Below are 16,645 nucleotides of genomic sequence, written 5' to 3' on the forward strand. Positions count from 1 at the left end.
GATGGGCTGGGCCTCGTCCGGGCTGTTGGTCACGGTGCTCCTCTGCTAGACTCTGAGCGGCAGTTGCTGTCCGCGTGCTCACGCACCGGCAGCAGCGCGAACAAGAGGAGTCTCTCCCACCCGCGACCGCGCACCACAGGTTACCGGGTCACAACCGCTCCGCCGACGGTGGCGTCCTGTCCGACAGGGCGTCCCGACGGTCGTCCGGCCCCACGGGTCGGGGTCGGGCGGGTACCACGGGTCGATCCGTGCGTACGAACTCCTCGCATCGCGTGCCCCGTCCCGGCCGAACCGCCGGACGGAGACCACTTCACGAAGGAGTTCCGCATCAGCGATCCCCGTACCAACGACCGAATCCGTGTCACCGAGGTCCGACTCGTCGGCCCTGGTGGTGAGCAGGTCGGCGTTGTCCCCATCGCCGTCGCCCTCCGCCTCGCGCAAGAGGCAGAGCTGGATCTGGTCGAGGTTGCTCCGAACTCGAAGCCGCCCGTGGCCAAGATCATGGACTACGGCAAGTTCAAGTACGAAGCCGCGCAGAAGGCCAAGGAGGCCCGGCGCAACCAGGCGAACACGATCCTCAAAGAGGTCCGGTTCCGTCTGAAGATCGACGCACACGACTACGAGACCAAGCGCAAGCGCGCCGAGGGCTTCCTCGCGGCTGGTGACAAGGTGAAGGCCATGATCCTCTTCCGCGGCCGTGAGCAGTCGCGTCCGGAGCAGGGCGTGCGTCTCCTCCAGCGCTTCGCCGAGGACATCGCGGAGTACGGCGTCGTCGAGTCGCGACCGACCCAGGACGGCCGCAACATGACGATGGTGATCTCGCCGCTCAAGAACAAGTCGGACGCCAAGGCCGAGTCGAACGCCAAGAAGGCCGCCGTCCGCGCCGCCAACCGCGCGCAGTCGAACCCCGAGGGCGCGAAGGCAGCCGCCGAGGCCGAGGCGCCGAGCGCCGCCGAGTAACACCGCTCCGAGCACCACCCGGGCCGTCCGGCCCCGTCGCAGCGCTGCGGCACCACGACCCCCACACCCCGTACGGAAAGGCACCCACATGCCCAAGCAGAAGACCCACTCCGGGTCCAAGAAGCGCTTCAAGATCACCGGCTCCGGCAAGATCATGAAGCAGCAGGCTGGTATGCGTCACAACCTCGAGGTCAAGGCCGCCAAGCGCAAGGCCCGCCTCAACGAGGACCAGGTCCTCGCGAAGGCCGACGTCAAGGCCGTCAAGAAGCTCCTCGGCCACTGATCGGCCCTCGCCGACCATCGCCGACCCGGAACGTTAGGAAACCACCATGGCAAGAGTGAAGAGGGCGGTCAATGCCGCCAAGAAGCGTCGCGTCGTTCTCGAGCGCGCCGAGGGCTACCGCGGTCAGCGGTCGCGCCTGTACCGCAAGGCGAAGGAGCAGGTCACCCACTCCCTCGTCTACGCGTACCGCGACCGCCGCGCCAAGAAGGGCGAGTTCCGTCGCCTCTGGATCCAGCGCATCAACGCCGCGTCGCGCGCGAACGGGCTGACCTACAACCGCCTCATCCAGGGCCTCGGGCTCGCGGGTGTCGAGGTCGACCGCCGCATCCTCGCCGACCTCGCGGTCAACAACCCGGAGACCTTCGCGGCGCTCGTCGAGACCGCCAAGAACGCGCTCCCGGCGGACACGTCCGCGCCGAAGGCCGCTGCCTGAGCCATCGCGCACCCGAGCGGGCCCGACCACGTCACGTGGTCGGGCCGCTCGCTGTTCCGGGGGCGGTCGGGAGGTCCGGTGCGGGCCCGACCCGCGCCTCCCGGCCCGCGGCGCACGCGGCTCGGACGGGCGTGACGGCCGTCCCTGCCACACTGGGCGGGTGACCGAACTGCTCGACAACCCCCGCTCCTCCCGCGTCCGGACGGTCGCACAGCTGTTCCGCAAGGAGGTCCGCGCCGAGACGCGGCGGTTCCTGCTCGAGGGGCCCCAGGCCGTGTCCGAGGCCCTGCGCTTCCGGCCCGAGCTGCTCCACGACCTGTTCGCGACCCCCACGGCTCTCGAGCGCCATCCGGAGCTCGGCGAGGCCGCGGCGGCCGCCGACCTCCCGATCGTGTTCGTGACGGAGCAGGTCCTCGAGGCGATGGCCGACACCGTCACGCCGCAGGGTGTGGTCGCCGTGTGCGAGCAGTTCCCGACGTCGGTCAAGGACGTCTTCCGGCCGGGCGCCGGCGAGGACGCGGGTCTGCCCGGTCTCGTGGCGATCCTCGAACAGGTGCGCGATCCGGGCAACGCGGGCACGATCATCCGTGCCGCGGACGCCGCGGGCGCGCAGGCCGTCGTGATGACCGGTCGGAGCGTCGACCCCTACAACCCCAAGGTGGTGCGGTCGACGACGGGGTCGCTGTTCCACGTCCCCGTGTCCGTCGGTGTCGAGCTGGCCTCGGCGGTGGACCGAGCACGCGCCGCGGGCTACACCGTGCTCGCGGCGGACGTGTCGGGCGATGAACTCCCGGTGGTGCGGAGCGACGGCATGCTCGACGGTCCGACCGCCTGGGTGTTCGGCAACGAGGCCCGCGGACTCACCGCCGCGGACCTGGCCCTCGTCGACCGCGCGGTTCGGGTGCCCATCTACGGCCAGGCGGAGTCGATGAACCTCGCGACGGCGGCGTCGGTCTGTCTGTACGAGAGCGCGTTCGCGCACCGGTCCTGACCGCTGGTGGTCCTCCACCGTCCGGCAGCCCATGCCGCTGTCCACGGTCCGGACGGTGTACCGGGAGGCCCGACGCCTGCCCGGTAGGCTTGCGTACCGTGTCAGAACCACTCGAGATCAGCGAGCCGGCGGTCGCCGCTGCCGTGGAGTCGGCACTCGTCGCCGTCCGCGCCGCGACGACGGTCGCGGAGCTCAAGCACGCCCGCGCCGAACACACCGGCGAGCAGTCGGTGCTCGCGCGGCTCAACGCGTCCATGCGGACGGTGCCGAAGGAGCAGAAGGCCGAGGCCGGCAAGCTCGTCGGCCAGGCGCGGGCCCGGGTGAACCAGGCGATCGCCGAGCAAGAGGCCGTCCTCGCCGTGGCCGAGGAGCGCGCCCGCCTCGAGTCGGAGCGGGTCGACGTCACGGCGTTGCCGGTGCGCCACCAGCCCGGCGCGCGACACCCGCTGTCGTTGCTGCAGGAGACGATCGCGGACATTTTCGTCGGCATGGGGTGGGAGGTCGCCGAGGGCCCCGAGCTCGAGCATGAGTGGTTCAACTTCGACGCCCTCAACTTCGACCAGGACCACCCCGCTCGCGCGATGCAGGACACGCTGTTCGTCGAGCCGGTCGAGCGGCACCTGCTCATGCGCACGCACACGTCGCCCGTCCAGGTCCGATCGCTCCTGGGGCGCGGTGTGCCGCTGTACGTCATCGCGCCCGGACGCGTGTACCGGTCGGACGAACTCGACGCGACGCACACGCCCGTCTTCACCCAGGTCGAGGGCATCGCTGTCGACCGGGGACTGACCATGGCGCACCTGCGCGGCACGCTCGAGCACTTCGCGCGGCAGATGTTCGGCGCCGACGCCCAGATCCGGCTCCGGCCCAACTACTTCCCGTTCACCGAGCCCTCCGCCGAGATGGACGTCTGGCAGCCGAACGCCAAGGGCGGCGCGCGCTGGGTCGAGTGGGGTGGGTGCGGCATGGTCAACCCGAACGTGCTCCGCTCGGCCGGCATCGACCCGTCCGAGTACCAGGGCTTCGCGTTCGGCATGGGGATCGAGCGGACGCTGCAGTTCCGCAACGACCTCAACGACATGCGTGACATGGTCGAGGGCGACATCCGCTTCTCGCAGCAGTTCGGAACGGTGGTCTGATGCGCGTCCCACTCCGATGGCTCGGTGAGTCCGTCGACCTCCCCGAGGACGCGACCCTCGAGCACGTCCACGCCGCCCTCGTGTCGGTCGGGTTCGAAGAAGAGGCCGAGCACGCGTTCGACCTGACGGGGCCGATCGTCGTCGGCCGAGTCCTCGAACGCGTGCCGGAGCCGCAGAAGAACGGCAAGACGATCAACTGGTGCCAGGTCGACGTGGGCGAACCGGAACCGCGGGGCATCGTCTGCGGCGCGCACAACTTCGACGTCGGTGACCTCGTGGTCGTCACGCTGCCTGGTGCCGTGCTGCCCGGTCCGTTCCCGATCGCCGCACGGAAGACGTACGGACACGTGTCCGACGGCATGATCGCCTCCGCCCGCGAGCTCGGCCTCGGCGAGGACCACGACGGCATCCTCCGCTTCGCGGACCTCGGCATGGAGCCCGAGGTCGGCGCGGACGCCATCGCGCTCCTCGGGCTCGACGACGCCGCGGTCGAGATCAACGTCACCCCCGACCGCGGGTATGCGTTCAGCATCCGCGGCGTGGCGCGCGAGTACGCTCACGCCACGGGGGCGACCTTCCACGACCCCGCCGAGCGTCCGGCTCCGCGGTCGGGTGACGGCTTCGCGGTCACCATCGCGGACGACGCACCGATCCGCGGCAACGTGGGCGCGCGGACCTTCGTGACGCGCGTGGTCCGCGGCATCGACCCGACCCGCCCGACGCCCGCCTGGATGATCGCGCGGCTCCGACTCGTCGGCGTCCGGAGCATCTCGCTGCCGGTGGACATCACCAACTACGTGATGTTCGAACTCGGCCAGCCCCTGCACGGCTACGACCTCGGCGCGCTGCAGGGCGGGCTCACCGTCCGCCGCGCGACGCCGGGCGAGACCCTCGTGACCCTGGACGACGTCGAACGCCGACTCGACCCCGAGGACCTCGTCATCGCCGATGACGCCGGCCCGGTCGGGCTCGCGGGCGTCATGGGCGGCGCGCGCACCGAGATCGGAACGGGGACGACCGACGTCCTCATCGAGGCCGCCGGATTCGATCCGGTGTCCATCGCTCGGTCGGCCCGTCGGCACAAGCTCCCGAGCGAGGCCTCGAAGCGGTTCGAGCGGGGTGTGGACCCCCTCGTGGCCGAGGCTGCGGCGGCCCGCGCCGTCGAGCTCCTCGTCGAGCTCGCGGGTGGCACCGCGGACGACCTCGGATCGACGCTCGTCGATCGCTCGCCCCGCCCGGCGGTGTCGATGCGTCTCGATGCGCCCGAGTCCGTCGTCGGCGTGGCCTACACCGAGGCCGAGGTCGTCGAGACCCTCCGGTCCGTCGGCGCCGAGGTCACGACCGACGCGGACCTGCTCACGGTCACGCCGCCGTCGTGGCGGCCGGACCTCGTCGACGACGTCTCGCTGATCGAGGAGGTCGCGCGCATCGTCGGCTACGCGCGGATCCCGAGCGTGCTGCCGGTCGCGCCGCCCGGACGTGGCCTCAGCCGTGCCCAGCGTGCCCGTCGCCGCGTCGTCGCGGCACTCGCGGCCCAGGGCCTGGTCGAGGTCGTGACGGCCCCGTTCGTCTCCACGGCGACGGCCGATGCGTTCCCCGGGATCGACGCGGCCGGCGGTCCGAGCGTCGCACTGGCGAACCCACTCGACAGCGAGCTGCACCTGCTCCGTCGTTCCGGTCTGCCCGGGCTCGTCGACATCGCCCGTCGCAACACGGCGCGTGGCCTCGTCGACGTCGCGGTGTTCGAGGCGGCCTCCGTGTTCCTGCCCGCCGTGGGGGCCGAACTCGGCACGACGACGATCCCGCGCGGTGCGGAGCGTCCCGACGACGCCACCCTCGCCGCGATGACCGCGTCGCTCCCGGCGCAGCCCACCCACGTGTCGGCCCTGCTGACGGGGTCGCGGCTCCTCAAGCAGCCCGGTGTGGCGGCCGAGCCGTACGGCGTCGCCGACGCGCTCGACGTGGCGCGGACGGTCGCGTGGGCGGTCGGTGCCGAGCTGACCGTCGCGCAGACGGAACACCCGTCGATGCATCCCGGCCGTGCGGCCCTGGTGTCGGTCGGCGATCACCCCGTCGGCGTGGTCGGCGAGCTCCTCCCGTCGACGACGGCCGACGCCGACCTGCCGCGCGTGGTCGCGGTGGTCGAACTCGACCTCGACGCCCTCGTGGCTGCGGCCCCCGCCGCGGTCCTGCCCGAGGCGATCGTCTCCTACCCCGCGGCGACGCAGGACCTGTCGCTGGTGGTCGACGTGGATGTCCCGGCGGGCGCGGTGCTCGACGCCGTCCGCGATGGCGCCGGTCCGCTGCTGGAGTATGCTCGCCTCGTGGACGACTACCGGGGCGCCGGCGTGACGGAGGGACAGAAGTCCCTGACCTTCGCGCTGCGGTTCCGCGCCACGGACCGCACGCTGACCGCCGCCGAGGCCACTGAGGCCCGAGACGGCGCCGTCCGACGTGCCGGCGAGCGATTCGGGGCGACCCTGCGCGACTGATCCACTCGGGATCAGCCTCGCCCGGGGTCGCCGCCTCCGACTCCCTCGACCGAAGTCCGATCATCAAGGTGGAACCCATGTCCGTATCCGTCGCCGTGGCGGGAGCCAGCGGCTACGCGGGTGGGGAGCTCCTGCGCGTGCTCTCCGCCCATCCCGAGTTCGACGTCAGGACGGTGACGGCGTTCTCGAACGCCGGACAACCGCTCATCGCGACACAGCCGCACCTCCGCTCGCTCGCACACCTCACCCTGACCGAGACCACCCCGGAGCAGCTGCGCGGGCACGACGTCGTGTTCCTCGCGCTCCCCCACGGCCAGTCCGGCGCGATCACCGAGCAGCTCGGGGACGACGCGCTCGTGGTCGACTGCGGTGCGGACCACCGTCTGACGGACCCGGCCGACTGGTCGGCGTTCTACGGCGGTGCGTACCACGGCGCGTGGACGTACGGTCTACCCGAACTCGTGCGGGCCGGCGGATCGGGCACCGCCGCCAAGCAACGGTCCGAGCTCGTCGGGACGAAGCGCATCGCAGTACCGGGGTGCAACGTCACCGCCGTGACCCTGGGGATCGCGCCTGGGGTCGCCGCGGGCGTCGTGGAGACGGACGACATCGTCGCGGTGCTGAGCGTCGGGCCGTCGGGCGCGGGCAAGAAGCTCGCGACGACCTACCTGGCCGCCGAGATCCTGGGGTCCGCGTCCGCCTACGCGGTCGGGGGCAGGCACCGGCACGTGCCGGAGATCCAGCAGAACCTCCGCGTCGCCGGGGCCTCGTCGGTGCGGGTGTCCTTCACACCCGTGCTCGTCCCGATGGCCCGGGGCATCCTCGCGACCACGTCCGCGCGGCTCGCGCCCGGTGTGGGCGCGCACGACGTCCGGCTGGCCTGGGAACAGGCGTACGCCGACGAACCGTTCGTCCACCTCCTGCCCGAGGGCGAGTACCCGCGCGTCGCGGACACGGTCGGTGCGAACACGGCGCTCGTGGGCATCGCGGTCGACGAGGCCGCTCGACGCGTCGTCGCGATCTCGGCGCTGGACAACTTGGCCAAGGGCACGGCCGGTGCCGCTGTGCAGTCCACCAACATCGCGCTCGGTCTGCCGGAGACGCTCGGTCTCTCGATCGACGGAGTCGCCCCGTGAGCGCGGTGACCGACGGGACCGCGGTGCCGTCCCTCCAGGGCGTCACGGCCGCGGCCGGGTTCCGCGCGACGGGCGTGACCGCCGGCTTGAAGCCGAGTGGCAAGCCGGACGTCGCCCTCGTCGTCAACGACGGTCCGTCCGACGCGGTCGCCGCGGTGTTCACGAGCAACCGGGCGAAGGCGAACCCGGTCATCTGGTCCCAGCAGGTCGTCGCGGACGGCGTCGCGCGTGCGGTCGTCCTCAACTCGGGCGGTGCGAACTGCTTCACCGGGTCCTTCGGGTTCCAGACGACGCACCAGACGGCCGAGGCGGTGGCCGACGTCATCGGTGTCGGTGCAGCTGACGTCGTGGTGTGCTCGACCGGCCTCATCGGGGTCGGGGGCGAGGCCTTCCGCGAGGGCGTGCTCCGCGGTGTCGGACTGGCTGCCGCCGGGCTCAGCACGGACGGCGGTCCGGCGGCGGCCGAGGCGATCATCACCACCGACACGCACGCCAAGCAGTCGGTGGTGTCCGTCGACGGCTGGACGATCGGTGGCATGGCGAAGGGCGCCGGGATGCTCGCGCCCGGGCTCGCGACGATGCTCGTGGTGATCACGACGGATGCCGACCTGGCGTCGGACGCGCTGGACCAGGCCCTCCGCGCGGCAACACGCGTCACGTTCGACCGCGTCGACTCCGACGGCTGCATGTCCACGAACGACACGGTCGTGCTCATGGCCTCCGGCGCCTCCGGGACGACCCCCGAGGTCGGTGACTTCCAGGAGGCCCTCACCGCGGTGTGCGCGGACCTCGCGCGTCAGCTCCAGCAGGACGCCGAGGGCGCGAGCCACGACATCGCGATCGAGGTCGTCGGCGCGGCCAGCGAGGACGACGCGGTGACGGTCGGGCGCAGCGTCGCCCGCAACAACCTGTTCAAGGCCGCCGTGTTCGGCAACGACCCCAACTGGGGGCGGGTGCTCGCGGCGATCGGCACGACGGACGCCGAGTTCGACCCGTACGCGGTCGACGTCAGCATGAACGGGGTCCGCGTGTGTCACGCCGGCGCTCCGGACCGCCCGAGCGACCAGGTCGACCTGACGCCGCGCGACACGCACGTGCACATCGACCTCGGGGTCGGCCCCCACGCGGCGACGATCCTGACGAACGACCTGACGCACGACTACGTGCACGAGAACAGCGCGTACTCGAGCTGATGGCGAACGGAACACACGTGGACAACGACGGACTCCTCACCGAGGACCAGGAACTCGCCGCGGTCAAGGCCGCCACGCTCATCGAGTCGCTGCCCTGGATCAAGCGCTACTCCGGCAAGGTCGTCGTCGTGAAGTTCGGCGGCAACGCGATGGTGAACGACGACCTCAAGCGCGCGTTCGCCGAGGACATGGTCTACCTGCGCTACGCGGGGCTCCACCCGGTGGTGGTGCACGGTGGTGGCCCGCAGATCTCGGCCGCGCTCGAGCAACAGGGCATCGCGTCGGAGTTCCGTGGCGGGTACCGCGTGACCACGACCGAAGCGATCACGGTCGTGCGCGACGTCCTGGCCGGTGAGGTCAACCGCGAGATCGTCGACCTGCTCGACGAGCACGGCGCTGGACTCGGGGTCGGCGTGTCCGGCGACGGCGGCTCGTTGTTCTCCGGGCACAAGCGCGGTGTGGTCATCGACGGCGAGGAGTTCGACCTCGGTCACGTCGGCGACATCACCGAGGTCGACCCAACCGAGGTGCTCGCCGCGATCGAGGCCAACCGGATCCCGGTGGTGTCGAGCATCGCGATCGACGAGAGCGATCCGGAGCAGGCCCTCAACGTGAACGCCGACGCCGCGGCGGCAGCCCTGGCGATCGCGCTGCGCGCGTCGAAGCTCATGATGCTGACCGACGTGCCGGGGCTGTACCGGAACTGGCCCGACCGGGACTCCGTGATCGACCTCATCTCGGTCGACGAACTCCGGGAACTCCTGCCGAGCCTCGAGTCCGGCATGATCCCGAAGATGACCGCCTGTCTCGATGCCGTGGTCGCGGGCGTCGGCGGCGCGACCATCATCGACGGCCGTATCCCGCACTCCATCCTCCTCGAGGTGTTCACCCTGCGCGGTGCCGGCACCGAGGTCATCCCCAACGAACGACGCGCGCCTGGACACCCGGCCGCTGCTGACGAACGGAACGAAGCATGAGCATGACGACCCAGACTGGCTGGAACGACCGGTTCGGCGCGTCGCTCATGCGATCGCTGACCCCACCGAAGATCATGCTCGAGCGCGGCCGCGGCTGCCGGGTGTGGGACGTCGACGGCAAGGAGTACCTCGACTTCCTGGCGGGCATCGCCGTGAACTCGCTCGGTCATGCCCACCCCGCGGTGGTCGAGGCCGTGACGGACCAGGCGTCGAAGCTCATGCACGTGTCGAACTACTTCGCCACGCCGCCGCAGCTCGAGCTCGCGGAACGCCTCAAGCGCATCACCGGCGCGGGGGACGCGGGTCGCGTCTACTTCGGTAACTCCGGGGCCGAGGCGAACGAAGCCGCGTTCAAGCTCGCACGGCTGAACAAGGGCGACGGGTCCCGCACGCGGATCCTCGCGTTGCAGAACTCGTTCCACGGACGCACGATGGGTGCCCTCGCGCTCACCGGCAAGCCCGCCCTCCGCGAGGACTTCGAGCCGATGATCCCCGGGGTCGAACACATCGACTCCACCATCGAGGCGCTCGAGGCCGCGATCGACGACCATGTCGCCGCACTCGTGCTCGAACCGATCAAGGGCGAGGCCGGCGTCGTCGACCTGCCCGAGGGCTTCCTCGCGGCGGCGCGAGCGCTGACGGAGCAGCACGGCGCGTTGCTCATCCTCGACGAGATCCAGACCGGCGTGGGACGCACCGGGTCGTGGTTCGCCTTCCAGGGGCACGGGATCACGCCCGACGCGATCACGATCGCGAAGGGCATCGCCGGAGGCTTCCCGATCGGCGCACTCGTCACGTTCGGGTGGGCGTCCGACCTGTTCTCCGCAGGCCAGCACGGGTCCACCTTCGGCGGGAACCCGTTGGCGACGCGGGTCGCGAACGCAGTGCTCGGCGAGATCGAGACCACCGGGCTCGTGGAGGCGGCGCGCGGCAAGGGCGAGCGCATCCGCGCCGGGATCGCAGCCATCGGCAGCCCGCTCGTCGACGAGGTGCGGGGCGAGGGCCTCCTCGTCGGGATCGGACTCACCCGACCCGTCGCCCCCGCGATCAACACGGCCGCGCTCGAGCGCGGGCTCATCGTCAACGCTCCGAACGAGTCATCCATCCGGATCGCACCGCCGCTCATCGTGTCCGACGCCGAGATCGACGAGTTCCTGGTGATCCTCGCGCAGGCGATGGAGGCAGCGGCATGACCCGCCACTTCCTCCGGGACGACGACCTCACCCAGGCGGAGCAGCTCGAGATCCTCGATCTCGCCGCGGCGATGAAGGTCGACCGCTGGGGCGCGAAGCCGCTGGCGGGGCCCCAGAGCGTGGCGGTCATCTTCGACAAGTCCTCCACCCGGACGCGCGTGTCGTTCCACGTCGGCATCAGCGACCTCGGGGGCAGCCCGCTCATCATCTCCACCGCCAACAGTCAGCTCGGCGGCAAGGAGACCCCGTCCGACACGGCGCGCGTGCTCGAACGGATGGTGTCCGCCATCGTCTGGCGCACGTACGCGCAGGCCGGGCTCGAGGAGATGGCCGCCGGGACCACGGTGCCGGTCGTGAACGCGCTGTCGGACGACTTCCATCCCTGCCAGCTCCTCGCGGACCTCCTGACGATCCGCGAGCACCGGGGCACGCTCGCCGGTCAGACGATCGCCTTCGTCGGCGACGGCGCGAGCAACATGGCCCAGTCCTACCTGCTCGCGGGGACGACCGCGGGCATGCACGTCCGTGTCGCGGCCCCCGCCGCGTTCGCACCCGACCGGCAGGTCGTCGCCGACGCCGAGCGCGTCGGTGCGCGGACCGGTGGCTCCGCCCTCGTCGTGACGGATCCCGTCGCGGCGGTGAGCGGTGCCGACGTCGTCGTCACCGACACCTGGGTGTCCATGGGCAAGGAGGACGAGAAGCAAGCGCGCCTCGAGACCTTCGCCGGGTACCGCGTCGACGACGAGCTCATGGCGCACGCCGCCGACGACGCCGTGTTCATGCACTGCCTGCCCGCCGACCGCGGCTACGAGGTGACCGAAGCGGTCATCGACGGTCCGCGGAGCATCATCTGGGACGAGGCCGAGAACCGACTGCACGCGCAGAAGGCCCTCCTCGCCTGGCTCCTCGACCACGCGGCCGACTGACCTCGGCCCGCGACGACATCCACCACCCCGCACCCCCGCATCCCCTGAGAAGGAGAACCATGGCAGACCGCGTCGTACTCGCGTACTCCGGAGGGCTCGACACCTCCGTCGGCATCGGATGGCTCAAGGACGCCACCGGCAAGGAGGTCGTGGCACTCGCCGTCGACGTCGGCCAGGGCGGCGAGGACATGGACCGCATCCGTCAGCGCGCGCTCGACTGCGGCGCCGTCGAGTCGATCGTCGTCGACGCCAAGGACGAGTTCGCCGACGACTACCTGATGCCGGCGCTCAAGGCGAACGCCCTCTACCAGAAGCGCTACCCGCTCGTGTCCGCCCTGAGCCGGCCGCTCATCGCGAAGCACCTCGCCCTCACCGCCAAGCAGCTCGGCGCGGACAGCGTCGCCCACGGCTGCACCGGCAAGGGCAACGACCAGGTCCGGTTCGAGGCAGCGGTCGCCGCGATCGCCCCCGACCTGACGAGTGTCGCGCCGGTCCGGGACCTCGCACTCACGCGCGACAAGGCGATCGTGTACGCGCAGGAGCACGACCTGCCCATCGAGCAGAGCAAGAAGTCGCCGTACTCGATCGACCAGAACGTCTGGGGCCGCGCCGTGGAGACCGGGTTCCTCGAGGACCCGTGGAACCCGCCGATCGAGGACCTGTACTCGTACACGCAGGACCCGACGGTCGAGCGCGCCGCGGACGAGGTCACCATCACGTTCGAGCACGGCGTTCCGGTCGCGATCGACGGACAGCGCTTCAGCGCACTCCGCATCGTGCAGGAGCTCAACGCACTGGCGGGCAAGCACGGCGTCGGGCGGATCGACGTGGTCGAGGACCGGCTCGTCGGCATCAAGAGCCGCGAGGTCTACGAGGCGCCCGCCGCGATGGCGCTCATCGCGGCGCACGAGGAACTCGAGAGCCTGACGCTCGAACGTGACGTCAACCGCTACAAGCGCGGGGTCGAGTCCGAGTGGGCGAACCTCGTGTACGACGGTCTCTGGTTCTCCGGGCTCAAGCGCAGCCTCGACGCGTTCATCGAGGACACCCAGCAGTACGTGTCCGGTGACATCCGCCTGCAGCTGCACGGCGGCCGTGCGACCGTGACGGGCCGTCGGAGCGAGCAGTCCCTGTACGACTTCGACCTCGCCACGTACGACACGGGCGACACGTTCGACCAGTCGCTGTCCAAGGGCTTCATCGAGATCTGGTCCCTGCCGAGCAAGATCTCCGCTCGGCGCGACCTGGCCAACTGAGGCGGAGCGGCGGCATGGCGGACGAGCAGAGCACGAGCAGGGCCGGCGAGGCCGGCGCGCTGTGGGGCGGGCGGTTCAGCAGCGGTCCCTCCCCGGAGCTCGTCGAACTGAGCAGGTCCACGCAGTTCGACTGGCAGCTGGCGCCGTACGACATCGCGGGGTCGCGGGCACACGCCCGCGCCCTCGCGGTGGCCGGGTACCTGTCCGAGGACGAACTCAGCCGGATGCTGGACGGTCTCGACCGCCTGGACGCTGCGGTCGCGGCCGGCACGGCCCGACCGGGCCAGGACGACGAGGACGTGCACTCGGCGCTCGAGCGTCTGCTCATCGAGGACATCGGGGGCGACCTCGGTGGGAAGCTCCGGGCCGGCCGCAGCCGGAACGACCAGATCGCGACGCTGGTGCGGCTGTACCTGCTCGACCACGCGCGACGGATCGGGCACCTGCTGGTGGACCTCATCGACGCGCTCAGTGCGCAGGCGGACGCCCACCGTGACGCCGTGATGCCCGGGCGCACGCACCTGCAGCACGCGCAGCCGGTGTTGCTCGCGCACCACCTGCTCGCCCACGCTTGGCCGCTGGTCCGTGACCTCGAGCGCTTCCGTGACTGGGCCTCCCGGGCATCCGCGTCCCCCTACGGCGCGGGTGCGCTCGCCGGGAGCTCACTCGGTCTCGATCCCGCCGCGGTCGCGGCAGACCTGGGATTCGCTCGCCCCACCGAGAACTCGATCGACGCGACGGCGTCGCGCGACGTCGTGGCGGAATTCGCCTACGTCACCGCGCAGATCGGGATCGACGTGTCGCGGCTGGCCGAGGAACTCATCGTCTGGAACACGAAGGAGTTCGGCTTCGTCCGGCTGCACGACGGGTTCTCGACCGGGTCGAGCATCATGCCGCAGAAGAAGAACCCGGACATCGCGGAACTCGCGCGCGGCAAGAGCGGCCGCCTCATCGGCAACCTCACCGGGCTGCTCGCGACGCTCAAGGGACTCCCGTTGGCGTACAACCGCGATCTCCAAGAGGACAAGGAGCCGGTGTTCGACTCCGTCACGCAACTCGAGGTGCTGCTCCCGGCGTTCACCGGCATGGTCGCGACCGTCGAGTTCGACACGCAGCGCATGGCGACGCTCGCGCCGCAGGGGTTCTCCCTCGCGACGGACGTGGCCGAGTGGCTGGTGCGCCGCGGTGTGGTGTTCCGTGACGCGCACGAGATCTCGGGTGCCTTGGTGCGCTTCTGCGAGGAGCGCGGCCTCGAGCTCGACGAACCGAGTGATGCGGATTACCGGTCCGTCTCCGAACACCTGACCCCGGACGTCCGCTCGGTCCTGACCGTCGAGGGGAGCGTCGCCAGTCGCGCTGGTGCCGGAGGGACGGCACCGGAGCGCGTCGCCGAACAGGTCGTGGCCCTCACCGCTCGGATCCGATCGCTGACCGAGGCGGCGCCGCTCGCGTGATCGACGAGGCAGGGGTGCTCGGCGAGCCCGCGCTGGCGGCTGCTCCCGCGCTGCTCGGTGCGACCATCACCGGTCGCGGCGTGACCGTGCGCATCACCGAGGTCGAGGCCTACATGGGCGAGACCGACCCGGGGTCGCACGCGTTCCGCGGTCCGCGGCAGCGCAACCGCCACCTGTTCGGTGCGCCAGGGACCCTGTACGCCTATCGCTCGTACGGCATCCACACCTGCCTCAACGTCGTCAGTGGACCGGACGGATTCGCCTCCGGGTCGTTGCTGCGCGCGGGGGCGGTGGTCGAGGGCGTCTCGCTTGCGCGGGAGCGACGCGGTGACCGCGTGCCCGACGTCGGTCTCGCCCGCGGGCCGGGCAACCTCGGTCAGGCGCTCGGCGCGATGCTCACGGACGACGGTTCGAGCGTGCTCGACGGCCGCGGACCCTACGTCCTCCGCTTCGCCGACGGACTGGAGGAGCGACTCGCCTCGTCGACGACCGCGCTCCTCGACGAATCCCTCGCGGACGGCAGACCGCGGATCTCCGTCGGCCCGCGGGTCGGTGTCGGGGGCGTGGCGGGAGGGCGCGCGTTCCCGTGGCGATTCTGGCTGACGGGCGAACCGACCGTGTCCTCGTACCGGCGCCATCCCCAGGCGACGGACTGAGCGCAGTCGGGTGGGCGACGCGCACTACGATGACGGGGTGCCCAGCGATACCGTTCCCGAGGTCCTGACGCGCCAGCAGAACGACCCGTCCTTCGACTCGATCTGGGACGAACTGCAGTGGCGCGGGCTCGTCCACGTCTCGACCGACGAGACCGCATTGCGGGCAGCGCTCGAAGCCGGTCCGTTGACGTACTACTGCGGGTTCGACCCGACCGCGCCGAGCCTGCACTGCGGGAACCTGTACCAGCTCCTGCTCATGCGCCGACTGCAGCTGGCCGGCCACAAGCCGCTCGGCCTGGTCGGTGGGTCCACCGGGCTCATCGGTGACCCCCGACCGACCGCCGAACGGACCCTCAACGACCGCGCGACCGTCGAGGAGTGGGTGACGCGCCTCCGCGCGCAGGTGTCGCGGTTCCTCAGCCCCGACGGCGAGAACGGGCTGCGCATGGTGAACAACCTCGACTGGACGGCGCCGCTGTCCGCCATCGACTTCCTGCGTGACATCGGCAAGTACTTCCGCGTCAACACGATGCTCCGCAAGGACGCGGTGGCAGCTCGGCTGAACTCGGACGCCGGGATCAGCTACACCGAGTTCAGCTACCAGATCCTCCAGGGCCTCGACTACCGCGAGCTCCACCGTCAGTACGGCTGCACGTTGCAGACGGGCGGCAGCGACCAGTGGGGCAACCTGACGAGCGGCACCGAACTGATCCGCCGCACCGAGGGTGCCGTCGTCCACGCGCTCGGGACTCCGCTCATCACGAACTCCGACGGCACGAAGTTCGGCAAGAGCGAGGGCAACGCCGTCTGGCTCGACCCGGAGATGACGACGCCGTACGCGTTCTACCAGTTCTGGCTCAACACGGCGGACGCGGACGTCATCGAGCGGCTCAAGGCGTTCACGTTCCTCTCGCGCGCCGAGATCGAGCGGCTCGAGCACGCGGTGGCGGACGAGCCCTTCCGGCGAGAAGCCCAGCGCGCGCTCGCGTTCGCGGTGACGTCGCTGGTGCACGGCGAAGCGGCGACGCGGGCGGCGATCGAGGCCGCGTCGGCGCTGTTCGGCAACGGTGACCTCGCCGCCCTGGACACGGGGACCCTCCGCGCCGCGATCGCGGAGTTGCCGTCGGTCACGCTCGCACCCGACGTCGACGTCGCACGCGCGCTGGTGGAGACCGGACTCGTCGAGTCCCTCGGCAAGGCCCGGCGTGCGATCGAGGAGGGCGGGGTCTCGGTGAACAACCAGCGAGTCACCGACCCGACCGCGCGCATCGACGCCGATGTCCTGGCCGGGGGAGTGGTCGTGCTCCGGCGCGGGAAGAAGACGTTGGCCGGCGTCACCATCGGCTGAACCGCCTCGACCACGAACGCCCGGACTCCCGGTGAGGACGGGCGTTCTGTCGTACCTGGGGCGTCCATCAGCACTGGCGGTGCATCCTGAAGGCGGCCGCGACACGCCCGGGATGTGGGGTGGTTTGCTGGGTGGTGGGGTGGTGCGTAAAGTAATCACTCGTCACCCCAAAGGTGCGGCGGAGCGGCCGGGACAGTGTCCCGGAGCG

Annotated in this window: 15 protein-coding genes; all 15 read left to right on the forward strand. The window is 71.0% G+C overall.

Going from position 1 to position 16,645, the window contains the following annotated elements:
• The first annotated feature begins 327 nt into the window (after window positions 1-327).
• The 15 genes from infC (at window position 328) to tyrS (ending at window position 16,437) form a co-directional block, all read left to right on the forward strand.
• The gene (gene infC / locus DEI82_RS13850) at window positions 328-960 is read left to right on the forward strand and encodes a translation initiation factor IF-3 (RefSeq protein ID WP_111011149.1); all 633 of its coding nucleotides are present in this window, start codon (window positions 328-330) and stop codon (window positions 958-960) included.
• Window positions 961-1,048: 88 nt separating this feature from the next.
• On the forward strand, window positions 1,049-1,243 hold the full coding sequence (rpmI, locus tag DEI82_RS13855) for a 50S ribosomal protein L35 (RefSeq protein ID WP_111011130.1): 195 nt from the start codon (window positions 1,049-1,051) through the stop codon (window positions 1,241-1,243).
• Between the two features lie 46 nt (window positions 1,244-1,289).
• A complete protein-coding gene (gene rplT, locus DEI82_RS13860) occupies window positions 1,290-1,676 on the forward strand; it encodes a 50S ribosomal protein L20 (protein WP_111011131.1) in 387 nt (128 codons plus the stop codon).
• A gap of 169 nt (window positions 1,677-1,845) precedes the next feature.
• Window positions 1,846-2,667 (forward strand): RNA methyltransferase, encoded by an 822-nt coding sequence (locus DEI82_RS13865; RefSeq protein ID WP_111037314.1) that lies wholly within the window; start codon window positions 1,846-1,848, stop codon window positions 2,665-2,667.
• Window positions 2,668-2,765: 98 nt separating this feature from the next.
• The gene (gene pheS, locus DEI82_RS13870) at window positions 2,766-3,806 is read left to right on the forward strand and encodes a phenylalanine--tRNA ligase subunit alpha (protein WP_111011132.1); all 1,041 of its coding nucleotides are present in this window, start codon (window positions 2,766-2,768) and stop codon (window positions 3,804-3,806) included.
• Window positions 3,806-6,298 (forward strand): phenylalanine--tRNA ligase subunit beta, encoded by a 2,493-nt coding sequence (pheT, locus tag DEI82_RS13875; protein ID WP_111011133.1) that lies wholly within the window; start codon window positions 3,806-3,808, stop codon window positions 6,296-6,298. The genes pheS and pheT overlap by 1 nt, the downstream gene beginning before the upstream one ends.
• Window positions 6,299-6,375: 77 nt before the next feature.
• Window positions 6,376-7,434 (forward strand): N-acetyl-gamma-glutamyl-phosphate reductase, encoded by a 1,059-nt coding sequence (gene argC / locus DEI82_RS13880; RefSeq protein ID WP_111037308.1) that lies wholly within the window; start codon window positions 6,376-6,378, stop codon window positions 7,432-7,434.
• On the forward strand, window positions 7,431-8,627 hold the full coding sequence (argJ, locus tag DEI82_RS13885; RefSeq protein WP_258368720.1) for a bifunctional glutamate N-acetyltransferase/amino-acid acetyltransferase ArgJ: 1,197 nt from the start codon (window positions 7,431-7,433) through the stop codon (window positions 8,625-8,627). The genes argC and argJ overlap by 4 nt, the downstream gene beginning before the upstream one ends.
• Window positions 8,627-9,604 (forward strand): acetylglutamate kinase, encoded by a 978-nt coding sequence (gene argB / locus DEI82_RS13890; protein WP_111011135.1) that lies wholly within the window; start codon window positions 8,627-8,629, stop codon window positions 9,602-9,604. The genes argJ and argB overlap by 1 nt, the downstream gene beginning before the upstream one ends.
• A complete protein-coding gene (locus tag DEI82_RS13895; RefSeq protein ID WP_111011136.1) occupies window positions 9,601-10,797 on the forward strand; it encodes an acetylornithine transaminase in 1,197 nt (398 codons plus the stop codon). Before argB ends, DEI82_RS13895 begins: the two co-directional genes overlap by 4 nt.
• The gene (gene argF, locus DEI82_RS13900; RefSeq protein WP_111026874.1) at window positions 10,794-11,723 is read left to right on the forward strand and encodes an ornithine carbamoyltransferase; all 930 of its coding nucleotides are present in this window, start codon (window positions 10,794-10,796) and stop codon (window positions 11,721-11,723) included. The genes DEI82_RS13895 and argF overlap by 4 nt, the downstream gene beginning before the upstream one ends.
• Before the next feature lie 59 nt (window positions 11,724-11,782).
• A complete protein-coding gene (locus DEI82_RS13905; RefSeq protein WP_111011138.1) occupies window positions 11,783-12,979 on the forward strand; it encodes an argininosuccinate synthase in 1,197 nt (398 codons plus the stop codon).
• Between the two features lie 14 nt (window positions 12,980-12,993).
• Window positions 12,994-14,433, forward strand: a complete 1,440-nt coding sequence (argH, locus tag DEI82_RS13910; RefSeq protein ID WP_111013996.1) for an argininosuccinate lyase — start codon at window positions 12,994-12,996, stop codon at window positions 14,431-14,433.
• A complete protein-coding gene (locus DEI82_RS13915) occupies window positions 14,430-15,089 on the forward strand; it encodes a DNA-3-methyladenine glycosylase (RefSeq protein WP_258372070.1) in 660 nt (219 codons plus the stop codon). The genes argH and DEI82_RS13915 overlap by 4 nt, the downstream gene beginning before the upstream one ends.
• A 37-nt stretch (window positions 15,090-15,126) precedes the next feature.
• Complete coding sequence (tyrS, locus tag DEI82_RS13920; protein WP_111037315.1) at window positions 15,127-16,437, forward strand: tyrosine--tRNA ligase; 1,311 nt, start codon at window positions 15,127-15,129, stop codon at window positions 16,435-16,437.
• Window positions 16,438-16,645: the final 208 nt, after the last annotated feature.

It is taken from the genome of Curtobacterium sp. MCBD17_019 (genome assembly GCF_003234555.1).
GTDB lineage: Bacteria > Actinomycetota > Actinomycetes > Actinomycetales > Microbacteriaceae > Curtobacterium.